The 24,200-nt window shown below is 72.7% G+C and carries 17 protein-coding genes and 1 riboswitch; of the genes, 9 read left to right on the forward strand and 8 right to left on the reverse strand.

Annotated elements, in window-relative coordinates:
* Positions 1-145 precede the first annotated feature (145 nt).
* Positions 146-880: a nucleopolyhedrovirus P10 family protein gene (locus AS97_RS13215; protein WP_210564923.1), complete on the forward strand. Its 735-nt coding sequence runs from the start codon at positions 146-148 to the stop codon at positions 878-880.
* A 56-nt stretch (positions 881-936) separates the two neighbouring features.
* Here the strand turns inward: AS97_RS13215 and AS97_RS13220 are convergent, their stop codons facing one another.
* Both AS97_RS13220 and AS97_RS13225 read right to left on the reverse strand, forming a co-directional pair.
* Entirely contained in the window at positions 937-1,428 is a 492-nt protein-coding gene (locus tag AS97_RS13220; RefSeq protein WP_210564925.1) for a response regulator, read from the reverse strand.
* Complete coding sequence (locus tag AS97_RS13225; protein ID WP_247204804.1) at positions 1,428-5,759, reverse strand: HAMP domain-containing protein; 4,332 nt, start codon at positions 5,757-5,759, stop codon at positions 1,428-1,430. The genes AS97_RS13220 and AS97_RS13225 overlap by 1 nt, the downstream gene beginning before the upstream one ends.
* Before the next feature lie 222 nt (positions 5,760-5,981).
* On the opposite strand from AS97_RS13225, the gene AS97_RS13230 reads away from it, so the two are divergent.
* On the forward strand, positions 5,982-7,853 hold the full coding sequence (locus AS97_RS13230; protein WP_059144862.1) for a SpoIIE family protein phosphatase: 1,872 nt from the start codon (positions 5,982-5,984) through the stop codon (positions 7,851-7,853).
* A gap of 90 nt (positions 7,854-7,943) precedes the next feature.
* Here AS97_RS13230 and AS97_RS13235 read toward each other — a convergent pair whose 3' ends face one another.
* The 6 genes from AS97_RS13235 to AS97_RS13260 form a co-directional block, all read right to left on the reverse strand.
* Positions 7,944-8,723, reverse strand: coding sequence for an enoyl-CoA hydratase/isomerase family protein (locus AS97_RS13235; protein ID WP_059144863.1), 780 nt, complete (start codon positions 8,721-8,723; stop codon positions 7,944-7,946).
* Positions 8,724-8,848: 125 nt separating this feature from the next.
* Positions 8,849-9,070, reverse strand: a complete 222-nt coding sequence (locus AS97_RS13240; RefSeq protein ID WP_014059784.1) for a helix-turn-helix domain-containing protein — start codon at positions 9,068-9,070, stop codon at positions 8,849-8,851.
* Between the two features lie 402 nt (positions 9,071-9,472).
* On the reverse strand, positions 9,473-11,071 hold the full coding sequence (locus tag AS97_RS13245) for an ABC-F family ATP-binding cassette domain-containing protein (RefSeq protein ID WP_059144864.1): 1,599 nt from the start codon (positions 11,069-11,071) through the stop codon (positions 9,473-9,475).
* Between the two features lie 232 nt (positions 11,072-11,303).
* On the reverse strand, positions 11,304-12,737 hold the full coding sequence (locus AS97_RS13250; protein ID WP_210567204.1) for a hypothetical protein: 1,434 nt from the start codon (positions 12,735-12,737) through the stop codon (positions 11,304-11,306).
* 210 nt (positions 12,738-12,947) lie between these two features.
* A complete protein-coding gene (locus AS97_RS13255; RefSeq protein ID WP_059144865.1) occupies positions 12,948-14,075 on the reverse strand; it encodes an alpha/beta fold hydrolase in 1,128 nt (375 codons plus the stop codon).
* A 114-nt stretch (positions 14,076-14,189) separates the two neighbouring features.
* Positions 14,190-14,876 (reverse strand): class II aldolase/adducin family protein, encoded by a 687-nt coding sequence (locus AS97_RS13260; RefSeq protein WP_185929849.1) that lies wholly within the window; start codon positions 14,874-14,876, stop codon positions 14,190-14,192.
* Between the two features lie 350 nt (positions 14,877-15,226).
* On the opposite strand from AS97_RS13260, the gene AS97_RS13265 reads away from it, so the two are divergent.
* From AS97_RS13265 to AS97_RS13295, 7 genes are all read left to right on the forward strand, one after another.
* Positions 15,227-16,507, forward strand: a complete 1,281-nt coding sequence (locus AS97_RS13265) for an inorganic phosphate transporter (protein ID WP_059144866.1) — start codon at positions 15,227-15,229, stop codon at positions 16,505-16,507.
* Between the two features lie 13 nt (positions 16,508-16,520).
* Positions 16,521-16,769, forward strand: coding sequence for a hypothetical protein (locus AS97_RS13270; RefSeq protein WP_059144867.1), 249 nt, complete (start codon positions 16,521-16,523; stop codon positions 16,767-16,769).
* 138 nt (positions 16,770-16,907) lie between these two features.
* A riboswitch (cobalamin riboswitch) is annotated at positions 16,908-17,128 on the forward strand.
* Positions 17,129-17,280: 152 nt separating this feature from the next.
* Positions 17,281-18,264, forward strand: coding sequence for a cobalamin biosynthesis protein (locus AS97_RS13275; protein WP_210564929.1), 984 nt, complete (start codon positions 17,281-17,283; stop codon positions 18,262-18,264).
* Entirely contained in the window at positions 18,261-19,889 is a 1,629-nt protein-coding gene (locus AS97_RS13280; protein ID WP_210564931.1) for a cobyric acid synthase, read from the forward strand. Before AS97_RS13275 ends, AS97_RS13280 begins: the two co-directional genes overlap by 4 nt.
* Before the next feature lie 64 nt (positions 19,890-19,953).
* Complete coding sequence (locus AS97_RS13285; RefSeq protein WP_210564934.1) at positions 19,954-22,104, forward strand: putative cobaltochelatase; 2,151 nt, start codon at positions 19,954-19,956, stop codon at positions 22,102-22,104.
* A complete protein-coding gene (gene cobO, locus AS97_RS13290; protein ID WP_014059794.1) occupies positions 22,104-22,700 on the forward strand; it encodes a cob(I)yrinic acid a,c-diamide adenosyltransferase in 597 nt (198 codons plus the stop codon). Before AS97_RS13285 ends, cobO begins: the two co-directional genes overlap by 1 nt.
* On the forward strand, positions 22,694-24,133 hold the full coding sequence (locus AS97_RS13295; protein ID WP_125758069.1) for a cobyrinate a,c-diamide synthase: 1,440 nt from the start codon (positions 22,694-22,696) through the stop codon (positions 24,131-24,133). The genes cobO and AS97_RS13295 overlap by 7 nt, the downstream gene beginning before the upstream one ends.
* Positions 24,134-24,200: the final 67 nt, after the last annotated feature.

The raw sequence follows: 24,200 nt of genomic DNA on the forward strand, positions 1-24,200 counted from the left end.
GCTCGCTCTACTGCCAACCTTAATGGGGCCTTCCCCGAACCGCCTCGGAGATGCGGCACTCGCGCGACCTATACGGCAGGCTGTGAGCACACGGCAGGCCGAGACCAGGAGGGCTCGGTCCCGTCCGGCGCCAAGGAGTGACACGGTGGTCACAGACCGGCTCGCGCAGACCGTAAGGGAGCAGCTTCTGCTCGGACGGCTGCTGCCCCTGGGCGGGCGGGAGGACGGCTCCTGGATCACCGAACGCGCGGCGGGCGAGGTGCTCCGGCGGGCCGCCGACGAGATCCCCGACGCGCACCTGGGAGCGCTTCGGATCGCGCCCGCCGACCCCGACACCGCCGCGACGCCCGCGGTACCGCCCCCGCCGAGCGCGCTGCCGCCGGGAACGCTGCGCATCGCGGCGGAGTGCGGGGCGACGCTGGAGGAACCGCTTCCGGTGACGGCGGACCGGCTGCGCGGCGTACTCCTCGACGCGGCGACGGACCGGCTGGGCCTCTTGGTGGAGGCGGTGGACGTACGGGTGACGGACGTGCTGGACGAAATCCCGCCACCGCCCCCAGCGGCCCCACGTCCCCACCGACCCCAACCACCACCACGGCCGACGTCGGTGGAACGCCCCGACTCGGACCCCGCCGCGACTGCCGCCCGCACCGCCGCCTCCGTCCCCGGCGTCGCCCGGCTCGCACCGGTGCTGGGATCGCCCCGGCCCGTGCGGATCGAGGGTGCGCACATCCGGATCGAACTGGCCGTGGCGGCGGATCACCGCGCCATAGATGTGGCGCGGGCGGTGCGAACGGCGGTGGCACACGCCGTCTCGTTCCCGGCTCCCGGAGACCAGCCGCCTACCGTGGCCGTCCTGGTCACCGCCGTGGACCCCTGACCACAGCCCTGGTCGGCCCGGGCCGGCAACCGCCACCACCGGCCGGCCGGGGCGGATCAGCCCTCGGCGCCGTACTTCCGCAGCGCCTCAACCGTGCGCTCCAGCTCCGCGACCCGGTCGGCCAGCCGCTCGGCCCGCGCCTCGAGCTGACAGTTCTTGCGGTGCACCTCCAGGAACACATTGACCTTCGTCCGCAGCAGCCAGGGATCGAAGGGTTTGGTGAGGAAGTCGGCGGCGCCGATCGCATAGCCCCGGTAGGCGTAGTCGGAGTCGGCGTCGGTCCCGGTCAGCAGGATGATCGGGACGTCCTTGGTCTGGTCGAGCCGTTTGATGTTGGCGGCGGTCTCGAAGCCGTCCATGCCCGGCATCAGCACATCGAGCAGAACGACGGCGAAGTCCTGCCGCAGCATCGCCTTCAGGGCCTCCTCGCCGGAGCGAGCGCGAACGAGGTCCTGATCGAGCGGGCCGAGGACGGCCTCCAGCGCGATCAGGTTCTCTTCCATGTCGTCGACGATGAGGATTCCGGCCTTCTCGCATGCGCTCGTCATCACTCCCCCTGCCTCGGCCTCGGCGGACCGATCTCGTCGGGCGTGCTCCCGTCCCGGCCGGCGCCCTCACCGTCCTCCCCAGGGCCGTTGTCGACACCGCCCGGCACTCCGAGCGACGCATCGTCAAAGGCGTCACGACCAGACGTGACGGCGTCATCCCCACCCACGGGAGGGTCACCACCGGACTCGGCAGCCTCACCACCGGACTCGGCAGCGTCACCACCGGAAGCGGCAGCGTCGCCGCCCTCGCTCCCCGCCTCCCCCACCGGACTGAGCAGCTCGATGATCGCCGACATCAGCCGGTCGACGTCCACGGGTTTGGGGACATAGCCGTTCGCGCCGCTGTCGATGGCCTTCTCCCGGTCGCCGGGCATGACCTTGGCGGTCAGGGCGAGGATCGGCATATCGGCGAGGCGGGGTGTGCTCCGGATGGCCCGAATCGTCTCGTACCCGTCCATCTCGGGCATCATCACGTCCATCAGGACCAGCGAGACATCGGGGTTGCGATGGAGGACCTCCAGCCCCTCGCGGCCGTTCTCCGCGTACTTCACCGTCATGCCGACCCGGCCCAGCACATGGGTGAGCGCGAAGACGTTCCGTATGTCGTCGTCGACGATCAGGATGCGGCGGCCGTCCAGCACCCGGCCGGGGCGTCCGCGCTGCCACTCCTTGAGCTGGGTGGCCCCCGGCCAGCCGTCGTCGTGGTCCCCGGCCTCGTCGCCGCCCCCGGTCTCGGCCCCGCCGCTCGGGGCCCGGGCGGCGAACAGGCTGTCCGCCTCGCCGAAGACCCCGCTGGGGGCGTGGTCGGTGGTGTCCGGCAGCGTCTCGTCCGGGGCGGGGGCCGCCGCCGGGACGGTCGAGCCGGTGGCCCTGGGGTCCGAGGGGTCGGGCACCGGGGCGACGCCGCTGTAGTGCACGGGGACGTAGAGGGTGAAGCGGGAGCCGACACCCAGTTCGCTCTTGGCCACGATCCGGCCGCCGAGCATTCCGGCGATCTCCCGGCTGATGGACAGGCCGAGGCCGGTGCCGCCGTACTTGCGGCTGGTCGTGCCGTCGGACTGCTGGAACGCCTCGAAGATCACCGGCAGCTTCTCCGGCGGGATGCCGATACCGGTGTCGGTGACAGCGAAGGCGATCACGGCGTCCGCGGACCGCAGCGCCTCCTGCTCGAACTCCGCTCCCGGGGTGCGCTCGACGCGCAGCGTCACCCCGCCCGAGGAGGTGAACTTCAGGGCGTTGGAGAGCAGATTGCGCAGAATCTGCTGGAGCCGCTGCTCATCGGAGAACATCTCGCGCGGTACGTCCTCGCCCACCGTGATCTCGAACGACAGCCCGCGGTCGACGGCCAGCGGCCGGAACGTGGCGTTCACATAGTCCAGGATCTTGACCAGCGGCAGCTTCTTCGGACGGACGTCCATCCGGCCCGCCTCGATCTTCGACAGATCCAGGACATCGTTGATCAGTTGGAGCAGATCGGAGCCGGAGCGGTGGATGGTGGCGGCGAACTGCACCTCCTGGGGGGACAGCCGCCCTTCGGGGTTGTCGGCGAGCAGCCGGGCCAGGATGAGCAGCGAGTTCAGCGGGGTGCGCAGCTCATGCGACATATTGGCGAGGAACTCGGACTTGTACTGGGAGGCGGTCGCCAGCAGCGCGGCCTTCTCCTCCATCTCCGCGTTGGAGCGCTGCAGCTCGTTCGAGCGCTGGCGCAGCTCGGTGGTGAGCCGCTGGGACTCGGAGAGCAGCGACTCGGTGCGGGCGTTGGCGATGATGGTGTTGATCGAGACGCCGATGGTGTTCACGAACTGGTCGACGAAGGCCAGGTGGACCTCGCTGAACCGGCTGAACGAGGCCAGTTCGATCACTCCGAGCACCTGGTCCTCGTAGAGGATCGGCAGGATGACCACGCTGGCCGGGAGCGCGGAGCCCAGCCCGGAGTTGATGGCGAGGTAGTCGGGCGGGACGTCGTTGATGAGGATCCGCTTCTTCCCGACCGCCGCCTGGGCGACCAGCCCGCGGCCCGGGGGGCCGGTCCGCGGGGTCTGGCCGTCGCCCCCGATCGCGTCCTGATCGGTGCCGTATCCGGCGATGAACTCGAGCCCCTCACCGGGCTTGGCACCGGCCGCGCTGAGGAAGAACGCCCCGAACTGCGCGTTGACCAGCGGGGTCAGCTCGCTCAGGATCAGATCGGCGACCTCGACCAGATCGCGGTGGCCCTGCATCAGGGAGGCGATACGGGCCAGGTTGGACTCCAGCCAATCCTTGGCGCGAGTGGTCTCGCGGAGGTTGGCGACCATCAGGTTGACGTTGTTCTTCAGCTCGGCGACCTCGCCCTGTGCCTCGACCGAGATGGACCCGGACATATCGCCCTGGGCGACGGCGGAGGCGACCTCGGCGATCGCGCGCACCTGGGTGGTCAGGTTGAGAGCGAGTTCATTGACGCCGGTGGTCAGCCGCTTCCAGGTGCCGTAGACGCCCTCGACCCGGGCCTGGCCGCCCAGCCGGCCCTCGCTGCCGACCTCGCGGGCCACCCGGGTCACCTCGTCGGAGAACGAGGAGAGCGTGTCGACCATGGTGTTGATGGTGGTCTTCAGCTCGAGGATCTCGCCGCGCGCGTCCACGTCGATCTTCTTGCTCAGATCGCCCTCGGCCACGGCGGTGGCGACCTGGGCGATGTTGCGGACCTGCGAGGTCAGGTTGGACGCCATGAAATTGACGTTGTCCGTAAGGTCCTTCCAGACCCCGGAGACGCCCGGCACTCCGGCCCGGCCGCCCAGCTGGCCCTCGGTGCCGACGTCGCGGGCCACCCGGGTGACCTCGTTGGCGAACGAGCGCAGCTGCTGGACCATGGTGTTCACGGTCTCCTTGAGCTCCAGGATCTCGCCCCGGGCATCGACCGTGATCTGCTTCGACAGATCGCCGTTGGCGACCGCCGTGGTGACCTGGGCGATGTTGCGGACCTGGGAGGTCAGGTTCAGGGCCATGGAGTTGACGTTCTCCGTCAGGTCCTTCCAGACCCCGGACACGTCGCGGACCTGGGCCTGGCCGCCGAGGTTGCCCTCGGTGCCCACCTCGCGCGCCACCCGCGTCACCTCGTCGGCGAAGGACGACAGCCGGTCCACCATGGTGTTGATCGTCGACTTCAGCTCCAGGATCTCGCCCTTCGCCTCCACCGTGATCGTCTTGCTCAGATCGCCCTCCGCCACGGCGGTGGCGACCTGGGCGATATTGCGGACCTGCGAGGTCAGGTTGTCGGCCATGAAATTGACGTTCTCCGTCAGGTCCTTCCAGACCCCGGACACGCCCCTGACCTGGGCCCGGCCACCCAGCTCACCCTCGGTGCCCACCTCGCGCGCCACCCGCGTCACCTCGTCGGCGAAGGCGGAGAGCTGGTCGACCATGGTGTTGATCGTCGACTTGAGCTGCAGGATCTCGCCCCTGGCATCCACGGTGATCTTCTGCGAGAGATCGCCGTTGGCGACGGCGGTGGTGACCTGGGCGATATTGCGGACCTGCGAGGTCAGGTTGGAGGCCATGAAGTTGACGCTGTCCGTCAGGTCCTTCCAGACCCCGGACACGCCCCTGACCTGGGCCCGGCCACCCAGCTCACCCTCGGTGCCCACCTCGCGCGCCACCCGCGTCACCTCGTCGGCGAACGCCCCGAGCTGGTCGACCATGGTGTTCACGGTGAGCTTGAGTTCCAGCAGCTCACCGGTGGCCTCGACGGTGACCTGGCGGGTGAGGTCACCGCGGGCGACCGCGGTGGTCACCTCGGCGATGTCGCGGACCTGCGCGGTCAGCCGGGAGGCCATGGTGTTGACGGCCTCCGTCACCATGCGCCAGTCGCCGGAGAGTCCCTGCACCTTGGCGCGGCCACCCAGCCGGCCCTCGGTGCCTACCTCGCGGGCGATCCGGGTCAGCTCGCCGGTGAACAGCGACAGCTGGTCCACCGTGCGGTTCACCCCGCGCCCCAGCCGCCGCAGATCGCCGCGGAGCTGGCGGTTGCCGTCGTGCAGATCCACCCGCTGGGTCAGGTCGCCCGACGCGATCGCGTCGAGCACCCGCGTGGCATTGGACACCGGGCCGACCAGGGCGTCCAACAGGTGATTGGCCGCGTCCACGCTGGTCGTCCAGGCCCCCGGACCGGGGCTCGCGCTGATCCGCTCGTCCAGCCTGCCCTGGCGCACCACCTCTCGGCGCACCCGCTGCAGTTCCCCGGCCAGATGCGCATTGCGCAGCACGAGCTGGTTGAAGACCCCGGCCATCTCGCCGACCACACCCTCGGCCGATGGGTCGGCACGGACGGTGAAGTCACCGTCGCACAGCGCGTTCATCGCCGCGAGCAGACAGCGCAGCCCGGACGCGGCCTCCGCACCGCCCGCCGGGCCGGGCGACCCAGCAGGATCCGCACGTTCCGCGGGCCGCGCCGGGGAAGTGTCGGTCGTGATCGGGTCGAGTGCCATGGCGTCGTCCCTTAAAGATCATTCAATTCCCCCTGTCTGTCATAATATGGCACCTAGATGGCCTAAACCGCCCATATCGCCCTGGAGTCGCACGTGGGAGCTTTGTTTCCCCTCGCGCGTGAGTCCGTCTCACGGACAACGCTGCCCGGAAGCGTGCGCGCACCCGGCGCAGCGCGCACCTTCGTCCGTACGGCACTGACGGGACAAAGCGCCGCGGAGGCGTTCGCACCGGTCGCCCTCGACGAGCGGTCGATCGACGACGCGGTGCTGCTGGTGAGCGAGCTGGTCACCAATGCGGTCCTGCACGCGGGCACCCGGGTCGAGGTGGTCTGCCGGCTCCAGTCCGGTGACGGCAGCGCCGACGAGGGCGACACCATGGGCCAGCCCGACGAGCCGTCCCTCCCGGCCGATGCGCCCAGGCGGCCGGGGATCGTCGTGGAGGTGGCGGACCTCCACCCCGCCAGCACCGTGTACGGAGGGCCCGAGACCCAGCGCCGGGGCCGAGGCCGCGGGCTCCAGCTGATCGGGGCGCTCGCCGAATCCTGGGGCGTGACCTATCACCGCACCCGTAAGGAGGTCTGGTTCCGGCTGGACGCCGAGCGGGCGGTGCCCGAGTCCGACGCCATCCCCACCAGCGCGCTCGGGCGTGAGCTGCGGTTCGCCGAGACCCTCGCCCCCGTGACGCCGCGCGAGCAGCGCGATCCGACCGCCGATTGGGTCGACCGCGGCGGGCCGTCCTTCCTCGCCGAGGCCAGCGAACTGCTCACCGGCCAGCTCGACGAGAACATGGTCGCCGCCCTCGCCGGACAGCTTCTGGTGCCCCGGCTGGCCGACTGGTGCGCGGTCTGGCTGACCACTCCGAGCGGCGGGCTGCAGCTCGCCCGCGTCTGGCACAGCGATGAGCACCGTATCGGCGCGCTCCGCCTGTCGCTGGAGCGGCATCCGCCGCCCACCGGGCTCGGCTCGGCGGGCACCTCCTGGCCCTGGCCCGGGATCGCGGACAGCCAGGGCGGATCGGCGGTGTGCTTCCCGCTGATCGCACACGGCCGCAGCCACGGCGCGCTGCTCATCGGCCGGGCGGGCGTGCCGCGGATGGCACAGGGCGTGGTGCGGCTCTCGGAGGACATGGCGCGGCGGGTGGCCCAGGCGGTGGCCACGGCCCGGCAGTACACCCGGCAGGCGACGATCAGCCGGGCGCTGCAGCGTCGGCAGCTGCCCATGTCGCTCGCCCACATCCCGGGGGTGGATTCGGCGATCGTCTACGAGCCGCACGGCGAGGGACAGACCGTCGGCGGCGACTTCTACGACCTGTTCCCCATGGGCGACCGCCGCTGGTGCTTCCTGCTGGGCGACGTCCAGGGCAGCGATCCGGAGGCGATGTCGGTCACGGGGCTGGCCCGCCATCTGGTCCGGCTGCTGGCCCGCGAGGGCCATGGTGTCGAGTCGGTGCTCAACCGGCTGAACCAGGCGCTGGTGGAGGAGGACACGGAGGCAGCGGAGATCGACGGCGAGCAGTCCCGGCCGCGCTTCCTGAGCCTGCTCTACGGGGAGCTGGAACCCGACCCGGAAGGCGGCAGCGCCCGCTGCACCCTGGCGAGCGCCGGCCATCCGCTGCCGCTGCGGCTGACCACCGACGGTGCGGTGACGCCCGCCGCCAGCCCCCAGATGCTGCTCGGCATCGACCAGAACCCGGACTTCCACGCCGACACGCTGGACCTGGCGCCCGGCGAGACGCTGCTGTGCGTCACCGACGGGGTCACCGAGCGGCGCAACGGCGTCCGTCAGCTCGATGACGACGACGGCCTCTCGGACATCCTGCGGGACTGCGTCGGGCTCGGTGCCAAGGCGGTCGCGGAGCGGGTGCGGCGCGCCACGTATGACTTCAGCCCCGATCCGATCGACGACGACCTCGCGGTGCTGGTGCTGGAGGCGGTACCGACGGTGGAGTCGCCGCGGGTGCCGTGACGGCGCGTACGCCGTGGCGGCGCGGGCGGCCCCACCGGGAAGCCGCGCCGGCGGTCCACACCGGCGCAAGGTTGGTCGTCACAGCGTCGGCTAGTCCGTCAGCCCCGCCAGGTCGCGCAGCCGGCGGGCCTGGGCGGCGCGCTCGGCGACGCGCTGGTCCTCGTAGGTGCGGTCCACGGCCCCCCGCAGCAGCGCCTTGGTCTCGATCACGGCGTCGCGGGGCGCGGCGAGAAGGGCCGCCGCCAGGTCCTGTACCGCGCCGTCGAGTTCGGCGGCGGGCACCACGAGATTGGCGAGCCCGGTCCGCACGGCCTCGTCGGCATGGACGAAGCGCCCGGTCGCGCAGATCTCCAGCGCCCGGGCGTATCCCACGAGCCCGACCAGCGGATGGGTGCCGGTGAGGTCCGGCACCAGCCCGAGGCTGGTCTCGCGCATGGCGAACTGTGCGTCCTCCGCGCAGACCCGCAGATCACAGGCGAGCGCGAGCTGGAAACCGGCCCCGATGGCATGACCCTGGACGGCGGCGATCGACACGATGTCGTTCCGCCGCCACCAGGTGAACGCCTCCTGGTACTCGGCAATGGCGGCATCCAGTTCACTGTCGGAGCCGCGCCCCAGCTCGAGGAACGACGGCTCGCCGTCGAATCCCTCGGGCGTGAACGCCTGACGGTCCAGGCCCGCCGAGAAGGACTTGCCCTCGGCGCGCAGCACCACGATGCGCACGGTGCCCGGCACCAGCTTCCCCGCCTCGGCCAGCGCCCGCCACAAGGCGGGCGACTGGGCGTTGCGCTTGGCCGGGTTGGTCAGGGTCACCGTGGCGACCGTGTCATCGACGGCGAGCTGAACGCCGTCCTTGTCGAGCAGGGTCACAGAGGCCTCCGGTCGAGTGCGGTCAGTACAAGTGACTGCACAGTAACCACCCGGCCGAACCGACGATCAGCCGGGTGGCACCCCTGTCCGTACCTGCTGATGATGACGGAGCACAGCGCGTGCGATCAGGCCGTGGCGGCCTTCTTGCCTCGCGTCGCGCCGCCGCGTCCCCGGAGGGAAACTCCGGATTCACTGAGCATCCGGTGCACGAATCCGTAGGAACGGCCGGTCTCCTCGGCCAGCGCCCGGATGCTCGCCCCGGAGTCGTACTTCTTCTTCAGGTCTGCCGCGAGCTTTTCGCGCGCGGCGCCGGTCACCCGGCTGCCCTTCTTCAGAGTCTCGGCCACCCGTGCCTCCTCATGGGAAGTGCGCTCTGGACTCTCATGATCACCCCTACAGAGCTTCCTGGCCACCCATTCGGCAAGGTCTGTGGATGAAGGATTGCGGGAGATCGCGGCGCGACGGCCTTCGGAATCAAGGATTCCGGCGCTGTTCAACCTGACACTCTTTCGTGTTCATCGACGAAGAGGCAGGTCAGGGCATACGTGAGCAACGTCGCAGAGGTCCGGACCGGCGCGCGGCACGTCGCGTGCGCCGGTGGCCCGCGACGCGCCGCGATACCAGCCGCTCTCACTCAGATGATGGATCACGCCTAGGCCGAATGATCTATGAGAAGGGCGTCGGAGCGGAGGAACCGGACTCTTGGGGCGGCGGGCGGAGCACCGCCCCGGCGCCGCCATCGGCCCTCGTCAGGCGAGCGCGACGAGGTCGGCGTAGGCCTCGCCCCACAGATCCTCGACACCGTCCGGAAGCAGAATGATCCGCTCCGGCTGCAGTGCGTCGACGGCGCCCTCGTCGTGGGTCACCAGCACCACCGCACCGGCGAAGGTGCGCAGCGCGCCGAGGATCTCCTCGCGGCTGGCCGGGTCCAGGTTGTTGGTGGGCTCGTCAAGGAGCAGCACATTGGCCGAGGAGACCACCAGGGTGGCCAGCGCGAGCCGGGTCTTCTCACCGCCGGAGAGCACTCCGGCCGGCTTGTCCACGTCGTCGCCGGAGAACAGGAACGAGCCGAGCGTCTTACGGATGTCGACCAGGTCGAGATCCGGGGCGGCGGAGCGCATGTTCTCCAGGACGGTGCGGTCCGGGTCGAGCGTCTCGTGCTCCTGCGCGTAGTAGCCCAGCTTGAGCCCGTGGCCGGGGGTGACCTCGCCGGTGTCGGGCTTCTCGACCCCGGCCAGCAGCCGCAGCAGGGTCGTCTTACCGGCGCCGTTCAGCCCCAGGATGACGACCCGGGACCCCTTGTCGACGGCCAGGTTCACATCGGTGAAGATCTCCAGCGAGCCGTACGACTTCGACAGCCCCTCCGCGGTCAGCGGGGTCTTGCCGCACGGGGCCGGGTCGGGGAAGCGGAGCTTGGCGACCTTGTCGCTCTGCCGGACCTCGTCCAGTCCGGCCAGCAGCCGCTCGGCGCGGCGGGCCATGTTCTGCGCGGCCACGGTCTTGGTCGCCTTGGCGCGCATCTTGTCGGCCTGCGAGTTGAGCGCCGCGGCCTTCTTCTCGGCATTGGCGCGCTCGCGCTTGCGGCGCTTCTCGTCCGCCTCGCGCTGGGCCTGGTAGAGCTTCCAGCCCATGTTGTAGATGTCGATCACCGAGCGGTTGGCGTCCAGATAGAAGACCTTGTTGACGACCGTCTCGACGAGGTCGACATCGTGGGAGATCACGATGAAGCCGCCGCTGTAGGTCTTGAGGTAGTCCCGCAGCCAGGTGATCGAGTCGGCGTCGAGGTGGTTGGTGGGCTCGTCCAGCAGCATGATGTCGGAGTCCGAGAAGAGGATCCGGGCCAGCTCGACCCGGCGCCGCTGACCGCCGGAGAGCGTGTGGAGCGGCTGGCCGAGCACCCGGTCGGGCAGACCGAGGCTGGCGGCGAAGGTCGCGGCCTCCGCCTCGGCGGCGTATCCGCCCTTGGTGAGGAACTCGGTCTCCAGGCGCTCGTACTTCTTCATCGCGCGCTCGCGGGTGGCGCCCTTGCCGTTGGCCATCCGGTCCTCGTTCTCGCGCATCTTGCGGAGCACGGAGTCCAGGTCGCGGGCCGAGAGGATGCGGTCGCGGGCGAGGACGTCGAGATCGCCGGTGCGCGGGTCCTGCGGGAGGTAGCCGACCTGACCGGAGCGGGTGATGGTGCCGGCGGTCGGGATGCCCTCACCGGCCAGGCACTTGGTGAGCGTGGTCTTGCCCGCGCCGTTACGGCCGACCAGGCCGATGCGGTCGCCCTTGGCGATGCGGAAGGAAGCGGACTCGATGAGGACGCGAGCGCCGGCACGCAGCTCGACGCCGGAGGCGGTGATCACGGGAATTACTCCTGGGCAGGGTGGACGGCGGACGGGACGGACGAGAGCGGCCGACGCCGTCTAATGCACGAGGAGAATTGCCATGCGGCCAGTTTAGCGGTGCGGGCAAGTCGTTTTCCCCCGGCCTTACGGCCCTCGCCGCGACCTTACGGCCTCCCCCATGGTCTCGCGCGGCGGCCGCTCTCCTCTCCCCCGCGGCCGCTCCCCCTCGGGCCCGGCCGGTGTGCACCTGTCAAGCCCCGCCCGTGTGCACCTGGAAGGCCGCCCGGCGCACCGCCTTGGCAAGGGCCGGATCGGGGTGGGCTGCGGCCAGCGCCACCAGGACCTGCACGGTGCGGGGGTGCCCCACGGCCTGTACCTCCTCCAGCAGCGCGGGCACGGTGCCCTGCACGGCGGACTCCAGGTGGCGGACGAGCAGCGGGCTCTCCCCGTGGTCGGAGATGGCCGCTGCGGTGTCCACCCACAGCCAGGTGGCCTCCTCGCGGGTGAGCGCGTCCAGTGCCTCGTCCGGGTCGGCGCCCTCGTGCTCGGCGAGCCACAAAAGCGCGTACGGCCGCAGGCACGATTCGTCGACGACGGCCCGTACGGCGGGCTCGGCGGGCGCTCCGACGACGCGCAGCGCCTCGAAGGCGAGCCCGCGCAGCAGCGCGTCGTCGCCACGCGCCGCCTCGATCAGCTCGGTGACGGCGCTGCCGACGGGGCGGGCGGCCAGCCAGGCCCGGTACTCGGCGCGGGCGGGGCCCGGGGTCAGGCCCGCGCAGCCGCGCAGCATGTCGGGGGCGGGCTGCTCGATGTTCCCGGCCGGGCTCTGGGCGGCGACGCAGATCTGCTCCAGCTTGACCCACACCGCCCAGTTGCCGAGCGCGGACAGCTCGGCCTCCCGGCTGTCGCCCTTGGCCTCGTCGGCCGCGCTCCCGGCGCCCTGCGGCCCGTCCGGCCCCTCTTGGGGCTCCTCCCGCACCGTGAGCGCCCCGACGGACGAGAGGGCGTCCAGGACCCAGTCGAGCAGCCCCTCCAGCGTCGCGGTGTCCTCGGCGTCGTCGGGGCTCCCCGCACTCCCGGCGCCCTGCGCGGTCTCCTGGGGCTCCGTGGCGTCCTGGAGCCGCGCGGCGTCCTGGGGGACCTCGCACCGCTCGGTGCGCAGCTCGGCGACCCGCTGCCGGAGCATGTCCAGCAGGGCGGAGATCTGCATGGGGCCGGCCGAGAGCTGCAGCAGGGAGAGCAACTGCGGTACGGCCTCGACGACCTCCGCGACCGCCGTCGGCTCGGCCGCCGCCGGGGCGGGGCAGGCCAGGGACCATGCGTCGAGGAGCGCGACCCAGCCCCGCAGCACGGCGCTGTCGTCCCGGTCCCACGCCTGCAGCCGCCAGCCGGGGCGGGTGGTACCCGCGTGGTGCTCGATGAGGCCGATGAGGCGGGCGCGGTCCCAGTCGCTCCGCACCTCCGGTTCGCTCAGCCCGAGCGCGGCGGCGGCGCGGGCGGCGGCCTCGTCGGACAGCGCGCCGGGGGCTCCGTGCTCGGCCGCGGCCCAGTGGGCGATCGCCACGGCCCCGGTGAGCCCCGCCCTGGCCCGCCGGGCCAGCTCCGCCGGGGGCGGAGTGCCCTCCGGCGGGCGGGGCGCCGGTCTTGAGCCGCGGTTCACCGCGGGCCGGCGGGCGGTGGCCATCGGCCGGTTGCGGACGAGTCGGAGCCGGGAGTCGCGCGGAGTACGGGACGTCACGGAAGCAGTCTCGCCGCTGACGGCCCGAAAGCCCAATCGGCACCCGTCCGGCGGTCGCCGCGAACGGTTCGCGCCATCTTACGGACGCTTGCGCCACCGCCCCGCGAACGCTTCCCGCGCCGTCTCGCACGCGCTTCCGCGACCGCCTTGGGGGCGCTACAGGAGCGGTACCAGAAAGCGCCGCAGAGCCTCCTCGTACGCCTTGGGGTCCGCGTTCCACATGGCCGCATGGGGGGCCCGCCGCACCGTGTGAAGGGTGACCAGGTCGCGTCTGCGGTCGGCGAATTCGCGCGAGACGTGCCAGGGCGCGAGAGTGTCGTCGGGGCCGTGGGCGACGAGCGTGGGCACCGACAACCGCTCGGGATCGGCCACCTCCGGAAGCACGCTGTCGTGGAGCCCGGTGCGCCCCTCGGCAGCCCGCAGGGCGAGGGGGATCAGCGGCGCGGGGATGCCGCGGGCCGCGGCGAGGGCGCGCAGGGTGGCCTGCCAGTCGAGCACCGGGGAGTCCAGGACGAGGCCGAGGACGCGGTGGCGCAGCGCGGAGTTCGCGGCGGTGTGGAGGGCCATCGAGGCGCCGATGGACCAGCCGTGGAGGACGATCCCGGTCGCCCCGTACGCCATCGCGTAGCGGAGGGCCGCGTCCAGGTCGCGCCATTCGGTGTCGCCCAGGTGGGATATGCCGTCCTTGGGCCGGGGGGCGCCGGGGTCCCCGCGGTAGCCGAGGTCGAGCACCGGCACCCGCAGCTGCCGCAGGAAGGGCATGACGACCATAGGGTGCTCACGGGTGGTGCCGAGGCCATGGGTGGTGATCACCCATGTGGAGCGTTCGCCGGGGACGAACCAGGCGGGCAGCGGGCCGAGTTCGCCGGGCACGTCGACCTCTGCGTGCTCGATGCCGAGCGCGTCCCGCGGATTGCCGATGTGCACCTGGGGGGTCAGCCGTACCCGGGTGCCGGGGGTGAGGTCGCCGTGGGTGACCCGCTCCAGGCGGCGCACCACGCAGTCGGCGGGGTGCGGGGCGTCCTCGATGACGGGGCCGACGACGGCGTGACAGGAGCGGCCGGTGAGGCCGTAGACGCCGGGGCGCAGCGAGGCGAGCGAGCGGGTCAGGGTGATCTGGCCGGCCGCGGTCGCGTGCACGGTGAGCGGGGGCTCGTTCGGCAGCGGACGGTCGGGGGCCGGTTTCAGCGCAGCGCCGGTGGCGTACCGTCCGGCCGCCACCGCGGCCACGCCGGCACCGAGCAAGGTGGTGGCGGCCGCGGCCGCCGTTGTCCGCAGGCGCATCTCTCCCAGTGTGGGCGGGGAAGCGGCCCCCGGCCAGCGGGCGTGCCCGGCCGGGTGACCGTCCGGCCGGGCCCGGGCGCGTGCGGTGCGGGTTGGGGCGCGTGCCCGGCGGGCTCAGCCCGGCTGGCCGTAGCCGCTGAGCTTGTCCGCCGCGCGCCGCAGCTCGTCCGGCGGGATCAGGGTGGGGGTGCGGCCGGGGACGGAGACCGCGGTGAGCCAGACCCGGCACATCCATTCGAGCTGGGCGGTGCGGTCGAACGCCTGGTCCAGGGTGGCGCCGTGGACGACGGTGCCGTGGTTGCGCAGCAGACAGCCGCTGCGGTCGCGCAGCGCCTCGATCATGGCGTCGGCCAGTTCGTCCGTTCCGTAGAGCGCGTAGGCCGCGACGCGGACCGGCCCGCCGAGGGCGGCGGTCATGTAGTGGATCGCGGGGAGTTCGTCGACGAGCGTGGAGACGGCCGTGGCGTGGACGGCGTGGGTATGGACCACGGCCTCGGCGTCGGTCTCCCGGTAGACGGCCAGGTGCATGGGCAGCTCGCTGGTGGGCTTGAGCGTGCCGAGGACCTGTTGCCCGTCGAGGTCGACGGCGACGGCGTCCCGCGGGCCGAGCCGGTCGTAGGGGACGCCGCTCGGGGTCACCAGGACGGTGTCGCCCACCCGGGCCGAGACATTGCCCGAGGTGCCGACGACCAGGCCGTCGGCGGTGGTTCTGCGGGCCGTTCTCACCACCTGCGTCCATGCCTGGCGCAGGGGGTGGGTCAGCCGCGGCTGCGGCTGCCGCGTGGATCGCGACCGGGTCACCTGCCCTCACCTCCGGGGCCCGATCCTTCCAGGCGTCCGCCGGCCGGGCGATGGCGGGACCGGAACGGGCGCGGCCTACGTCTACGACCGCGCCTCGTGGGCAGCCGCCCCGGTGCGGGTGAACGAGGGTGAACGGCGGGCGGCCGCGGGGCCCGTCCCGTGGCCCCCTCCTGCAGTCCTCGACCGAGGCCCAACCCCCGTACGACATAGGAAAGTAGGCTTGAATTCATCAGGCTGTGGCACTCCCGCAACCACGTCACCCTGACGCCCTGCTCAGTTCACCTTCCGTTCACCCTGTTTCCTTACGTTCACCGTGCCACTAACGACCTTCGAACTGATTGACCGGGTGTATGGAACACATCACGCTTCTCATCGGGATCGTGATCGTCACGGCCTTGGTGTTCGACTTCACGAACGGCTTCCACGACACGGCTAACGCCATGGCCACCACCATCTCCACGGGAGCACTCGGTCCCAGGGTGGCGGTGGCGATGTCGGCCGTCCTCAATCTCGTCGGCGCGTTCCTGTCCGTGGAGGTGGCCAAGACCATCTCCGGCGGGATCATCGACGAGGACTCCGGTATCCGACCAGAAGTGATCTTCGCGGGGCTGGTCGGCGCGATCCTGTGGAATCTGGTGACCTGGCTCGCCGGGCTCCCGTCCAGTTCCTCGCACGCCCTGTTCGGCGGCCTGATCGGCGCCACCGTGGTCTCCGTCGGGCTGGACGGGGTCAACGGCGACGCGATCGTCATGAAGGTCCTGATCCCCGCCGTCGCCGCGCCGGTCGTGGCCGGCATCGCCACGGTGGCCGCCACCCGGCTCACCTACCGGCTCGGCCGCGGCCGAGCCGCGGAGGACACCGCGAAGGGCTACCGCGCGGGGCAGATCGCCTCGGCCGCCCTCGTCTCCCTGGCCCACGGCACCAACGACGCCCAGAAGACGATGGGCGTGATCACCCTGGCGCTGGTCACCGGGGGCGTGGTGGCACCCGACTCCGACCCGCCGCTGTGGGTCATCGTCTCGGCGGGCCTGGCCATCGCGCTCGGCACCTACCTGGGCGGCTGGCGCATCATCCGCACCATGGGCAAGGGCATCACCGACATCCAGCCGCCGCAGGGCTTCGCCGCCCAGACCGGCGCCGCGACCGTCATCCTCGCCTCCTCCCACATCGGCTTCGCGCTGTCCACCACCCAGGTCTGCTCCGGCGCCGTCATGGGTGCGGGTGTCGGCCGTAAGGGCGCGGTGGTGCGCTGGTCGACCGCCGGCCGCATGGTGGTCGCCTGGGTGCTGACCCTCCCGGCCGCGGGCCTGGTGGCGGGCGCCGCCGCGCTGCTGGCCGACCAGGGGAACGCGGGGATCACCGCGGTGGCCGTGCTCGCCGTCCTGGCCTGCGGGGCGATCTGGGCGCTGTCGCGCCGTAAGCCCGTGGACCACACCAACGTCAACGAGGTCGACGCACACGAGCCGGTGGGCGTCGTCACGGCCGCCCTGCGGTCCGTGGCCCCGCCGCCCGCGGGTGCGAAGCCCTCCGCCCCCGAGAGCGCGGTCGAGGCCGCCCCCGAGAGCGGCATCGCCGAGCACACACGCGAGCAGACCCCCACCCCCGCCGCCGCGAGCAGCACCATCCGTTAAGGAGCCACGGAACATGAGCATCGACTGGGCGGCACTCGGCCAGGTCTTCGGCGTCAGCCTCGTGGTGACGGTCGGCATGGTGGGCGTCTTCACCCTGGGCATCCTCGGTACGTCCCGTAAGGCGGCGCCGGAGCAGGGCGGCACGGCCGCCGCGTCCGGTGGCGCGGCCGGCGCCTCGGCGCTCGCGCGCACCGGCGCGTACACCTGTTTCGCGCTGTGCGCCGCGGCCGTGGCGTACGGCATCTATCTGATCGTCGCCTGAGGCTCGCGTCCTCATCGACCCACCGGCCGCCGGATGGTGGTGCTGACCAGCGCCGACCGTCCGGCGGCCGCCTCGTGTGCGGCCGCCGTCTGTGGGGCTCGGCACACTCGGGCGACTTGGGTCATATGCGAGTTGACGGCCATTCGCGGCCCATGGTGGACTTCCCGAGCCAAACGGCGGCAGGAGAGGAAGCCGGTGAGAATCCGGCGCGGTCCCGCCACTGTCACCGGGGAGCACTCTCCCATCGCCTGTATGGGGTCACGGCTCGACCGTACGGTTCGCTTCGTACGCGGGGCTGGAAGACCGGGAGGGGCGCGGATCCGGGAGCCAGGAGACTTTCACCGCCGGTCAGTCGAACCAGGGCGCGGACCCTGAGTGAGGACATACCGCCATGCCCGGCACCGCCACGTCGTCAGCCTCCTCTGTCCCCACTGGCTCTTCCGGCCCCTTCGGCCCCCCTGGCCCCTTTGGTTATGTGTCGTCGCGCCGAGGCGTGACGGCGGCCTGACGGATGCGTGCCGATCACGCCTCGTTCGCGTGCGGTGCGGCCCTCGGCTTCCTCGGCGATCTCGCCACGGGCGATCCGCGCCGCGGCCATCCGGTCGCCGCGTTCGGGCGCGCCGCCGCGGCCGCCGAGCGCCGGCTGTGGCGTGACCACCGCGGATACGGGGCCCTGCACACCGTGTTGTGCGCGGGCGGCGCGGCCGCCGGTGCCGCGCTGCTGACCCGTGTCGTACGGGCCCTCGGCGGGCGCGGCGGCGCGGAGGCCGCCCTGACCGCCGCCGCCACCTGGGCCGTGCTGGGCGGCACGACGCTGGGCCGTGAGGCACGGGCCGTCGGCGGGGCCCTCGCCGCGGGTGACCTCGACCTCGCCCGGGAGTGGCTGCCGCATCTGTGCGGCCGCGATCCGCAGGCGCTGGACGGGCCGCAGATCGCCCGCGCGGTCGTCGAATCGGTCGCCGAGAACACCTCCGACGCCGTCGTGGGCGCGCTGGTGTGGGGCGCCGTGGGCGGCGTGCCGGGGCTCATCGGCTTCCGCGCCATCAACACCCTGGACGCCATGGTGGGCCACAAGTCGCCGCGCTACCGGCGGTTCGGCTGGGCGGCGGCCCGTCTGGACGATGTGGCCGGCTGGCCCGGTGCGCGCCTTACGGCGGCCCTGGCGACACTCGCGGGCCCCGATCCGCGCGGTGCGCGGCGCGCCTGGCGGCGCGACGGCCGGCGCCATCCGAGCCCGAACGCGGGCCCTGTGGAAGCGTCGTTCGCGGGCGCGCTGGGGATACGGCTGGGCGGCACCCTCACGTACGGCGGCCGGGTCGAGCACCGGCCGGTGCTCAACTCCGGCGGGCGGCCGGTGGAGTCGGCCGACATCCAGCGGGCGATACGGCTGTCGCGGCGCGTCGGCGTCCTGGCGCTCGGGGTGTCCGTGGCGGCCCGGCCGGTCCTGAGGGCGTTGACGGGGCGGCCCCGGGCCGCTGGAAGGGGCGGTGGATGAGCGGGATACGCGGTAAGGGCGGCACGGACGGTTCCGGGGCGCGGGGCGGGGGCCTGCTCGTCGCGGGCACCACCTCCGACGCGGGCAAGAGCGTCGTGACGGCCGGGATCTGCCGGTGGCTCGCCCGTAAGGGCGTCAGCGTGGCCCCCTTCAAGGCGCAGAACATGTCGCTCAACTCCTTCGTCACCCGGGAGGGGGCGGAGATCGGGCGGGCCCAGGCCATGCAGGCCGCCGCCGCGCGCGTCGAGCCGAGCGCGCTGATGAACCCGGTCCTGCTGAAGCCGGGCAGCGACCGCAGCAGCCAAGTGGTGCTGCTGGGCAAGCCGGTGGGCGAGCTGAGCGCGCGCGGGTACTTCGGGCGATCGGGGCCCGCGGCGAACCCGCCGTCGGACGCGGACTCCCCCGGGCGGACGCGGGTCTCGGGGCGGGAGGCGCTGCTGGGGACCGTCACGGAGTGCCTGGAGGAGCTGCGACGCACCCATGACGCGGTGATCTGCGAGGGCGCGGGCAGTCCGGCCGAGATCAATCTGCGCCGCACCGACATCGTCAACATGGGGCTGGCGCGCGCCGCCGGGCTTCCGGTCGTGGTGGTCGGGGACATCGACCGCGGTGGCGTCTTCGCGTCCTTCTTCGGCACCACCGCGCTGCTGTCGGCGGCGGACCAACGGCATGTGGCCGCCTATCTGGTGAACAAGTTCCGCGGCGATGTGAGCCTTCTGGAGCCCGGTCTGGACATGCTGCGCGACCTCACCGGGCGCCCGACCGTCGGTGTGCTCCCGTTCGCCCACGGGCTGGGGATCGACGAGGAGGACGGGCTGCGGGTGTCGCTGCGCGGCACGGTGCGGGAGAGCGTCGTGGCGCCCCCTTACGGCGCGGACGTCCTGCGGATCGCGGTGGCCGCCGTGCCGCTGATGTCCAACTTCACGGACGTGGACGCGCTGGCGGCCGAACCGGGCGTGGTCGTGCGGTTCGTGGACCGGCCCGAGGAGCTGGCCGACGCCGATCTGGTGGTGCTGCCGGGCACCCGGGGCACCATAAGGGCGCTGGAGTGGTTGCGCGAGCGCGGGCTCGCCGACGCGATCGCCCGGCGGGCCGCCGAGGGCCGCCCGGTGCTGGGCGTCTGCGGCGGCTTCCAGGTGCTCGGGGAGCGCATCGAGGACGAGATCGAGTCGAAGGCCGGGACAGTCGCCGGGCTCGGGCTGCTGCCGGTGCGGGTACGGTTCGCGGCGGAGAAGACCCTGGCCCGGCCGGTGGGCGAGGCGCTCGGTGAGCGAGTTGGGGGATACGAGATCCACCACGGGGTCGCCGAGCTGCTCGACGGGGCCGAGGAGCCCTTCCTGGACGGCTGCCGGGTGGGCTCGGTGTGGGGCACCCACTGGCACGGCTCGCTGGAGAGCGACGGCTTCCGGCGGGCGTTTCTGCGCCGGGTGGCCGCCGCGGCGGGCCGGGCGTTCGTACCGGCGCCGGACACCCGCTTCGGCGAGCTGCGCGAGGAGCAACTGGACCGCCTCGGCGACCTGATCGAGGAGCACGCCGACACCGACGCACTGCTGCGGCTCATCGAGAAGGGCGTCCCGGAGGGGCTGCCGTTCGTCCCTCCGGGGGCGCCAGGGGGGACGTCGTGATGAACCCCGGCACCCACACCGACACCGGACCGCGACGCCCACGCACACCAGGAGGTACCGCCGCGTGACCACCACCTACCCCTTCAGCGCGATCGTCGGCATGGACGGTCTGCGGCTCGCCCTGCTCCTCAACGCCGTCTCACCCGCCGTGGGCGGTGTCCTGGTGCGCGGGGAGAAGGGCACGGCCAAGAGCACCGCCGTAAGAGCGATCGCGGCGCTGCTGCCGCCGGTCGACGTGGTGGCCGGGTGCCGGTTCTCCTGCGATCCGGCCGCGCCCGACCCGTCCTGCCCGGACGGGCCCCATGAGCCGGACACCGGCGAGGCGCGCCCCGCGCGGATGGTCGAACTGCCCGTGGGCGCCTCCGAGGACCGCCTGGTCGGCGCCCTCGACATCGAGCGGGCGCTGTCGGACGGGGTGAAGGCGTTCGAGCCCGGACTGCTCGCGGACGCCCACCGCGGGGTGCTCTACGTCGACGAGGTCAACCTGCTCCACGACCATCTGATCGACCTGCTGCTCGACGCGGCCGCCATGGGCGCCTCCTACGTGGAGCGCGAGGGGGTCTCCGTACGGCATGCCGCGCGCTTCCTCCTTGTCGGCACCATGAACCCGGAAGAGGGCGAGCTGCGGCCGCAGTTGCTGGACCGCTTCGGTCTCACCGTGGAGGTCGCGGCGTCCCGGGACACCGATGAGCGGGTCGAGGTGGTGCGGCGGCGACTGGCGTACGACGAGGACCCCGAGGGGTTCGCGGCGCGCTGGGCGGCGGACGAGGACGCCCTGCGGGAGCGCATCGCGGCGGCGCGCGCCCGGCTGCCACGGGTGGTGCTGGGCGACCGCGCGCTGCGGCAGATCGCGGCGGTGTGCGCCGGGTTCGAGGTGGACGGGATGCGCGCGGACATCGTGACCGCCCGTACGGCGACCGCGCTGGCCGCCTGGGCCGGGCGCACCGACGTACGGACCGAGGACGTCCGGGGGGCGGCGCTGCTGTCGCTCCCCCACCGCCGACGGCGGGCCCCGTTCGACGCGCCGGGGCTCGACGAGGACAAACTCGACGAGATCCTGCGGCAGTTCGAGGAGGACGAGCCGGAGCCGGATCCGGACCAGGGCCCGGAGGGCCCCGACAGCTCCGACGACGGGCCGGACGGCCCGGGCGGCCCCGAGAACCCCGGCGGCGGGCCCCAGGAGGACCCGGGCGACGGAGCGGGGGAGCAGGCACCGCCCACCGCACCCGAGCCGTCCGTCCCCGACCGGCGCACGGGTGAGCACGAGACGGCCGACCGCGAGACCGACTCTCCCCAGGCCGATGGCGACGGCGGGGCGGGAGAAGCGGACGGCGGTAGTGGTGGAGCCGGCGGTGACCGGGCGGCCGGGGGCGCCGCCGAACCGTTCCGGACCCGGCGGCTCGACGTCCCCGGTCTGGGCCAGGGCGCGGCCGGACGTCGGTCGCGCGCCCGCAGCGAGCACGGCCGCACCACCGGGGCGCGCCGCCCGCGAGGGACGCTCTCCGCACTGCATCTGACGGCGACCGTCCGGGCCGCCGCCCCGCACCAGCGGTCGCGCGGGCGGCGCGGTCCCGGGCTCCTGGTGCGCCGGGACGATCTGCGCGAGGCGGTGCGCGAGGGCCGGGAGGGCAATCTCGTGCTGTTCGTGGTGGACGCGTCGGGCTCGATGGCCGCGCGGACGCGGATGAGTGCGATCAAGGGCGCGGTGCTGTCGCTGCTGCTGGACGCCTACCAGCGGCGGGACAAGGTCGGGCTGATCACCTTCCGGGGGGCGGACGCCGAGTTGGCGCTGCCGCCCACCTCGTCGGTGGACGCGGCGGCCGTGCGGCTGGAACGGCTGCCGACGGGCGGCCGTACACCGCTGGCGGCCGGGCTGTTGAAGGCGCGGGAGGTGCTGCGGGTGGAGCGGCTGCGGGATCCCTCACGCCGTCCGCTGCTGGTCGTGGTGACCGACGGACGGGCCACGGAGGCGCGGCGGTCCGGCGGGCCCACGCCGGTCGAGCGGGCCGGGCGCGCGGCGCGGATGCTCGCGGGCGACGGGGTCGCCTCGGTGGTGGTGGACTGCGAGTCCGGGCTGGTGCGGCTGGGGCTGGCGGGCGCGCTCGCCCGCGAACTGCGCGCCACGCCGGTGACACTCGACGAGCTGCGCGCGGACAGCGTGACCGCGCTGGTGCGCGGTGTACGAACCGTATCGAACCCTCGGAGGGCCGCCTGATGCCGCAAGGACAACCGACCGTCGTCCCGGACGACGGGCTGACCACCCGCCAGCGCCGCAACCGCCCGCTCGTCTTCGTCCACACAGGTCAGGGCAAGGGCAAGTCGACCGCGGCGTTCGGGCTGGCGCTGCGGGCATGGAACCAAAACTGGCCGGTCGGTGTATTCCAATTTGTAAAGTCCGCGAAATGGCGGGTCGGTGAGGAGCGTGCGCTGCGCGTCCTCGGCGACTCGGGCGAAGGGGGGACCGTCGCATGGCACAAGATGGGCGAGGGCTGGTCGTGGGTCCAGCGCGACATGGCTTCCAGCGAGGAGGCCGCACGCGAGGGCTGGGAGCAGGTCAAGCGCGATCTCGCGGCGGAGACATACCGGCTCTATGTGCTGGACGAATTCGCGTATCCGATGCACTGGGGCTGGGTGGACCCCGACGAGGTGGTGTCGGTGCTGCGGGACCGGCCCGGGACGCAGCACGTCGTCATCACGGGGCGTAACGCACCGGCGCAGTTGGTGGACTTCGCCGACCTGGTCACCGACATGTCCAAGGTCAAGCATCCGATGGACACCGGTCAGAAGGGCCAGCGAGGCATCGAGTGGTGAGTGTCCCGCGTCTGGTGATCGCGGCGCCTGCCTCGGGCAGCGGGAAGACGACGGTCACCGCGGGGCTCATGGCCGCCTTCGCGGAGCGCGGTCTGGACGTGTCCCCGCACAAGGTCGGCCCGGACTACATCGACCCTGGCTATCACGCGCTCGCGATCTCCTCGGCCGCCTCCTCGGCCGGGCGATCCCGGGCCGGGGGCGCGCGCCCGGGCCGGAATCTGGATGCCTATCTGTGCGGTCCGCAGCGGATCGCCCCGCTGTTCCTGCATGGGGCGGCGGGCTGCGATCTGGCCCTGGTCGAAGGGGTGATGGGGCTGTTCGACGGGGCGGCCGGGCAGGGCGAGCTGGCCTCGACGGCGCATGTGGCCAAGCTGCTGCGGGCGCCGGTGGTGCTGGTGGTGGACGCGTCGTCGCAGTCACGGTCGGTGGCCGCGCTGGTGCATGGCTTCGCCTCCTGGGACCCCGAGGTGCGGGTCGCGGGGGTGATCCTCAACAAGGTCGGTTCGGACCGTCACGAGGCGATGCTGCGCGAGGCGCTGGAGGGGTGCGGAGTGCCGGTGTTCGGCGCGCTGCGCCGGACGCGGGAGGTGCGGGCACCGAGCCGCCATCTGGGTCTGGTGCCGGTGGCCGAGCGCCAGGCCGAGGCGGTCGATGCGGCGGCCGCGCTGGCAGCGCGGGTGCGGGAGGGCTGCGATCTCGAGGGGCTGCTGGCGCTGGCGCGCAGCGCACCGCCCCTGTCCGAGACGGCCTGGGATCCGGAGGAGGAGATGCGCCGGGCGGTGGAGGCCGTCCCCGGTGCCGCGGGCCGGGGAGACCGCGCGGCACGGCCGGTGGTCGCCGTGGCGGGCGGGGCCGCGTTCACCTTCTCGTACGCGGAGCACACCGAGCTGCTCACGGCGGCCGGGGCGCGGGTCGTCCCCTTCGATCCGCTGCGGGACGAGCGCCTCCCGGAAGGCACCGGCGGTCTGGTGATCGGCGGCGGGTTCCCGGAGGTGTACGCCCCCGAGCTGTCCGCGAACGAGCCGCTGCGGGAAGCCGTCGCCGAGCTCGCCGCGTCCGGCGCGCCCATCGCCGCCGAATGTGCCGGACTGCTGTATCTGGCGCGCTCGCTGGACGGGGAGCCGATGTGCGGGGTGCTGACCGCCGAGGCACGGATGTCGGAACGTCTGACGCTGGGCTACCGTGAGGCCGTGGCCATCTCCGACACCGCACTCGCCGCCGCGGGGACGCGGGTGCGCGGCCATGAGTTCCACCGCACGACCATCGTGCCCGGAGCGGGGGCGGAGCCCGCCTGGGGGCTCGTCCACCCGGAGCGTCGTACCGAAGGGTTCGCACAGGGAAATGTGCATGCCTCCTATCTGCATGTGCACTGGGCCTCGGTCCCAGGCGCGGCGTCCCGGTTCGCCGACAGATGTGTGTCCCCTGCCCGTTGAGCCGAGGCGGTGAGCTGACGTGGAGGTCATCGGCCGGGGCATGGTGTGTCCCCTGCCCGAGACACCG

The organism is Streptomyces sp. AgN23 (assembly GCF_001598115.1).
GTDB classification, from domain to species: domain Bacteria; phylum Actinomycetota; class Actinomycetes; order Streptomycetales; family Streptomycetaceae; genus Streptomyces; species Streptomyces antimycoticus.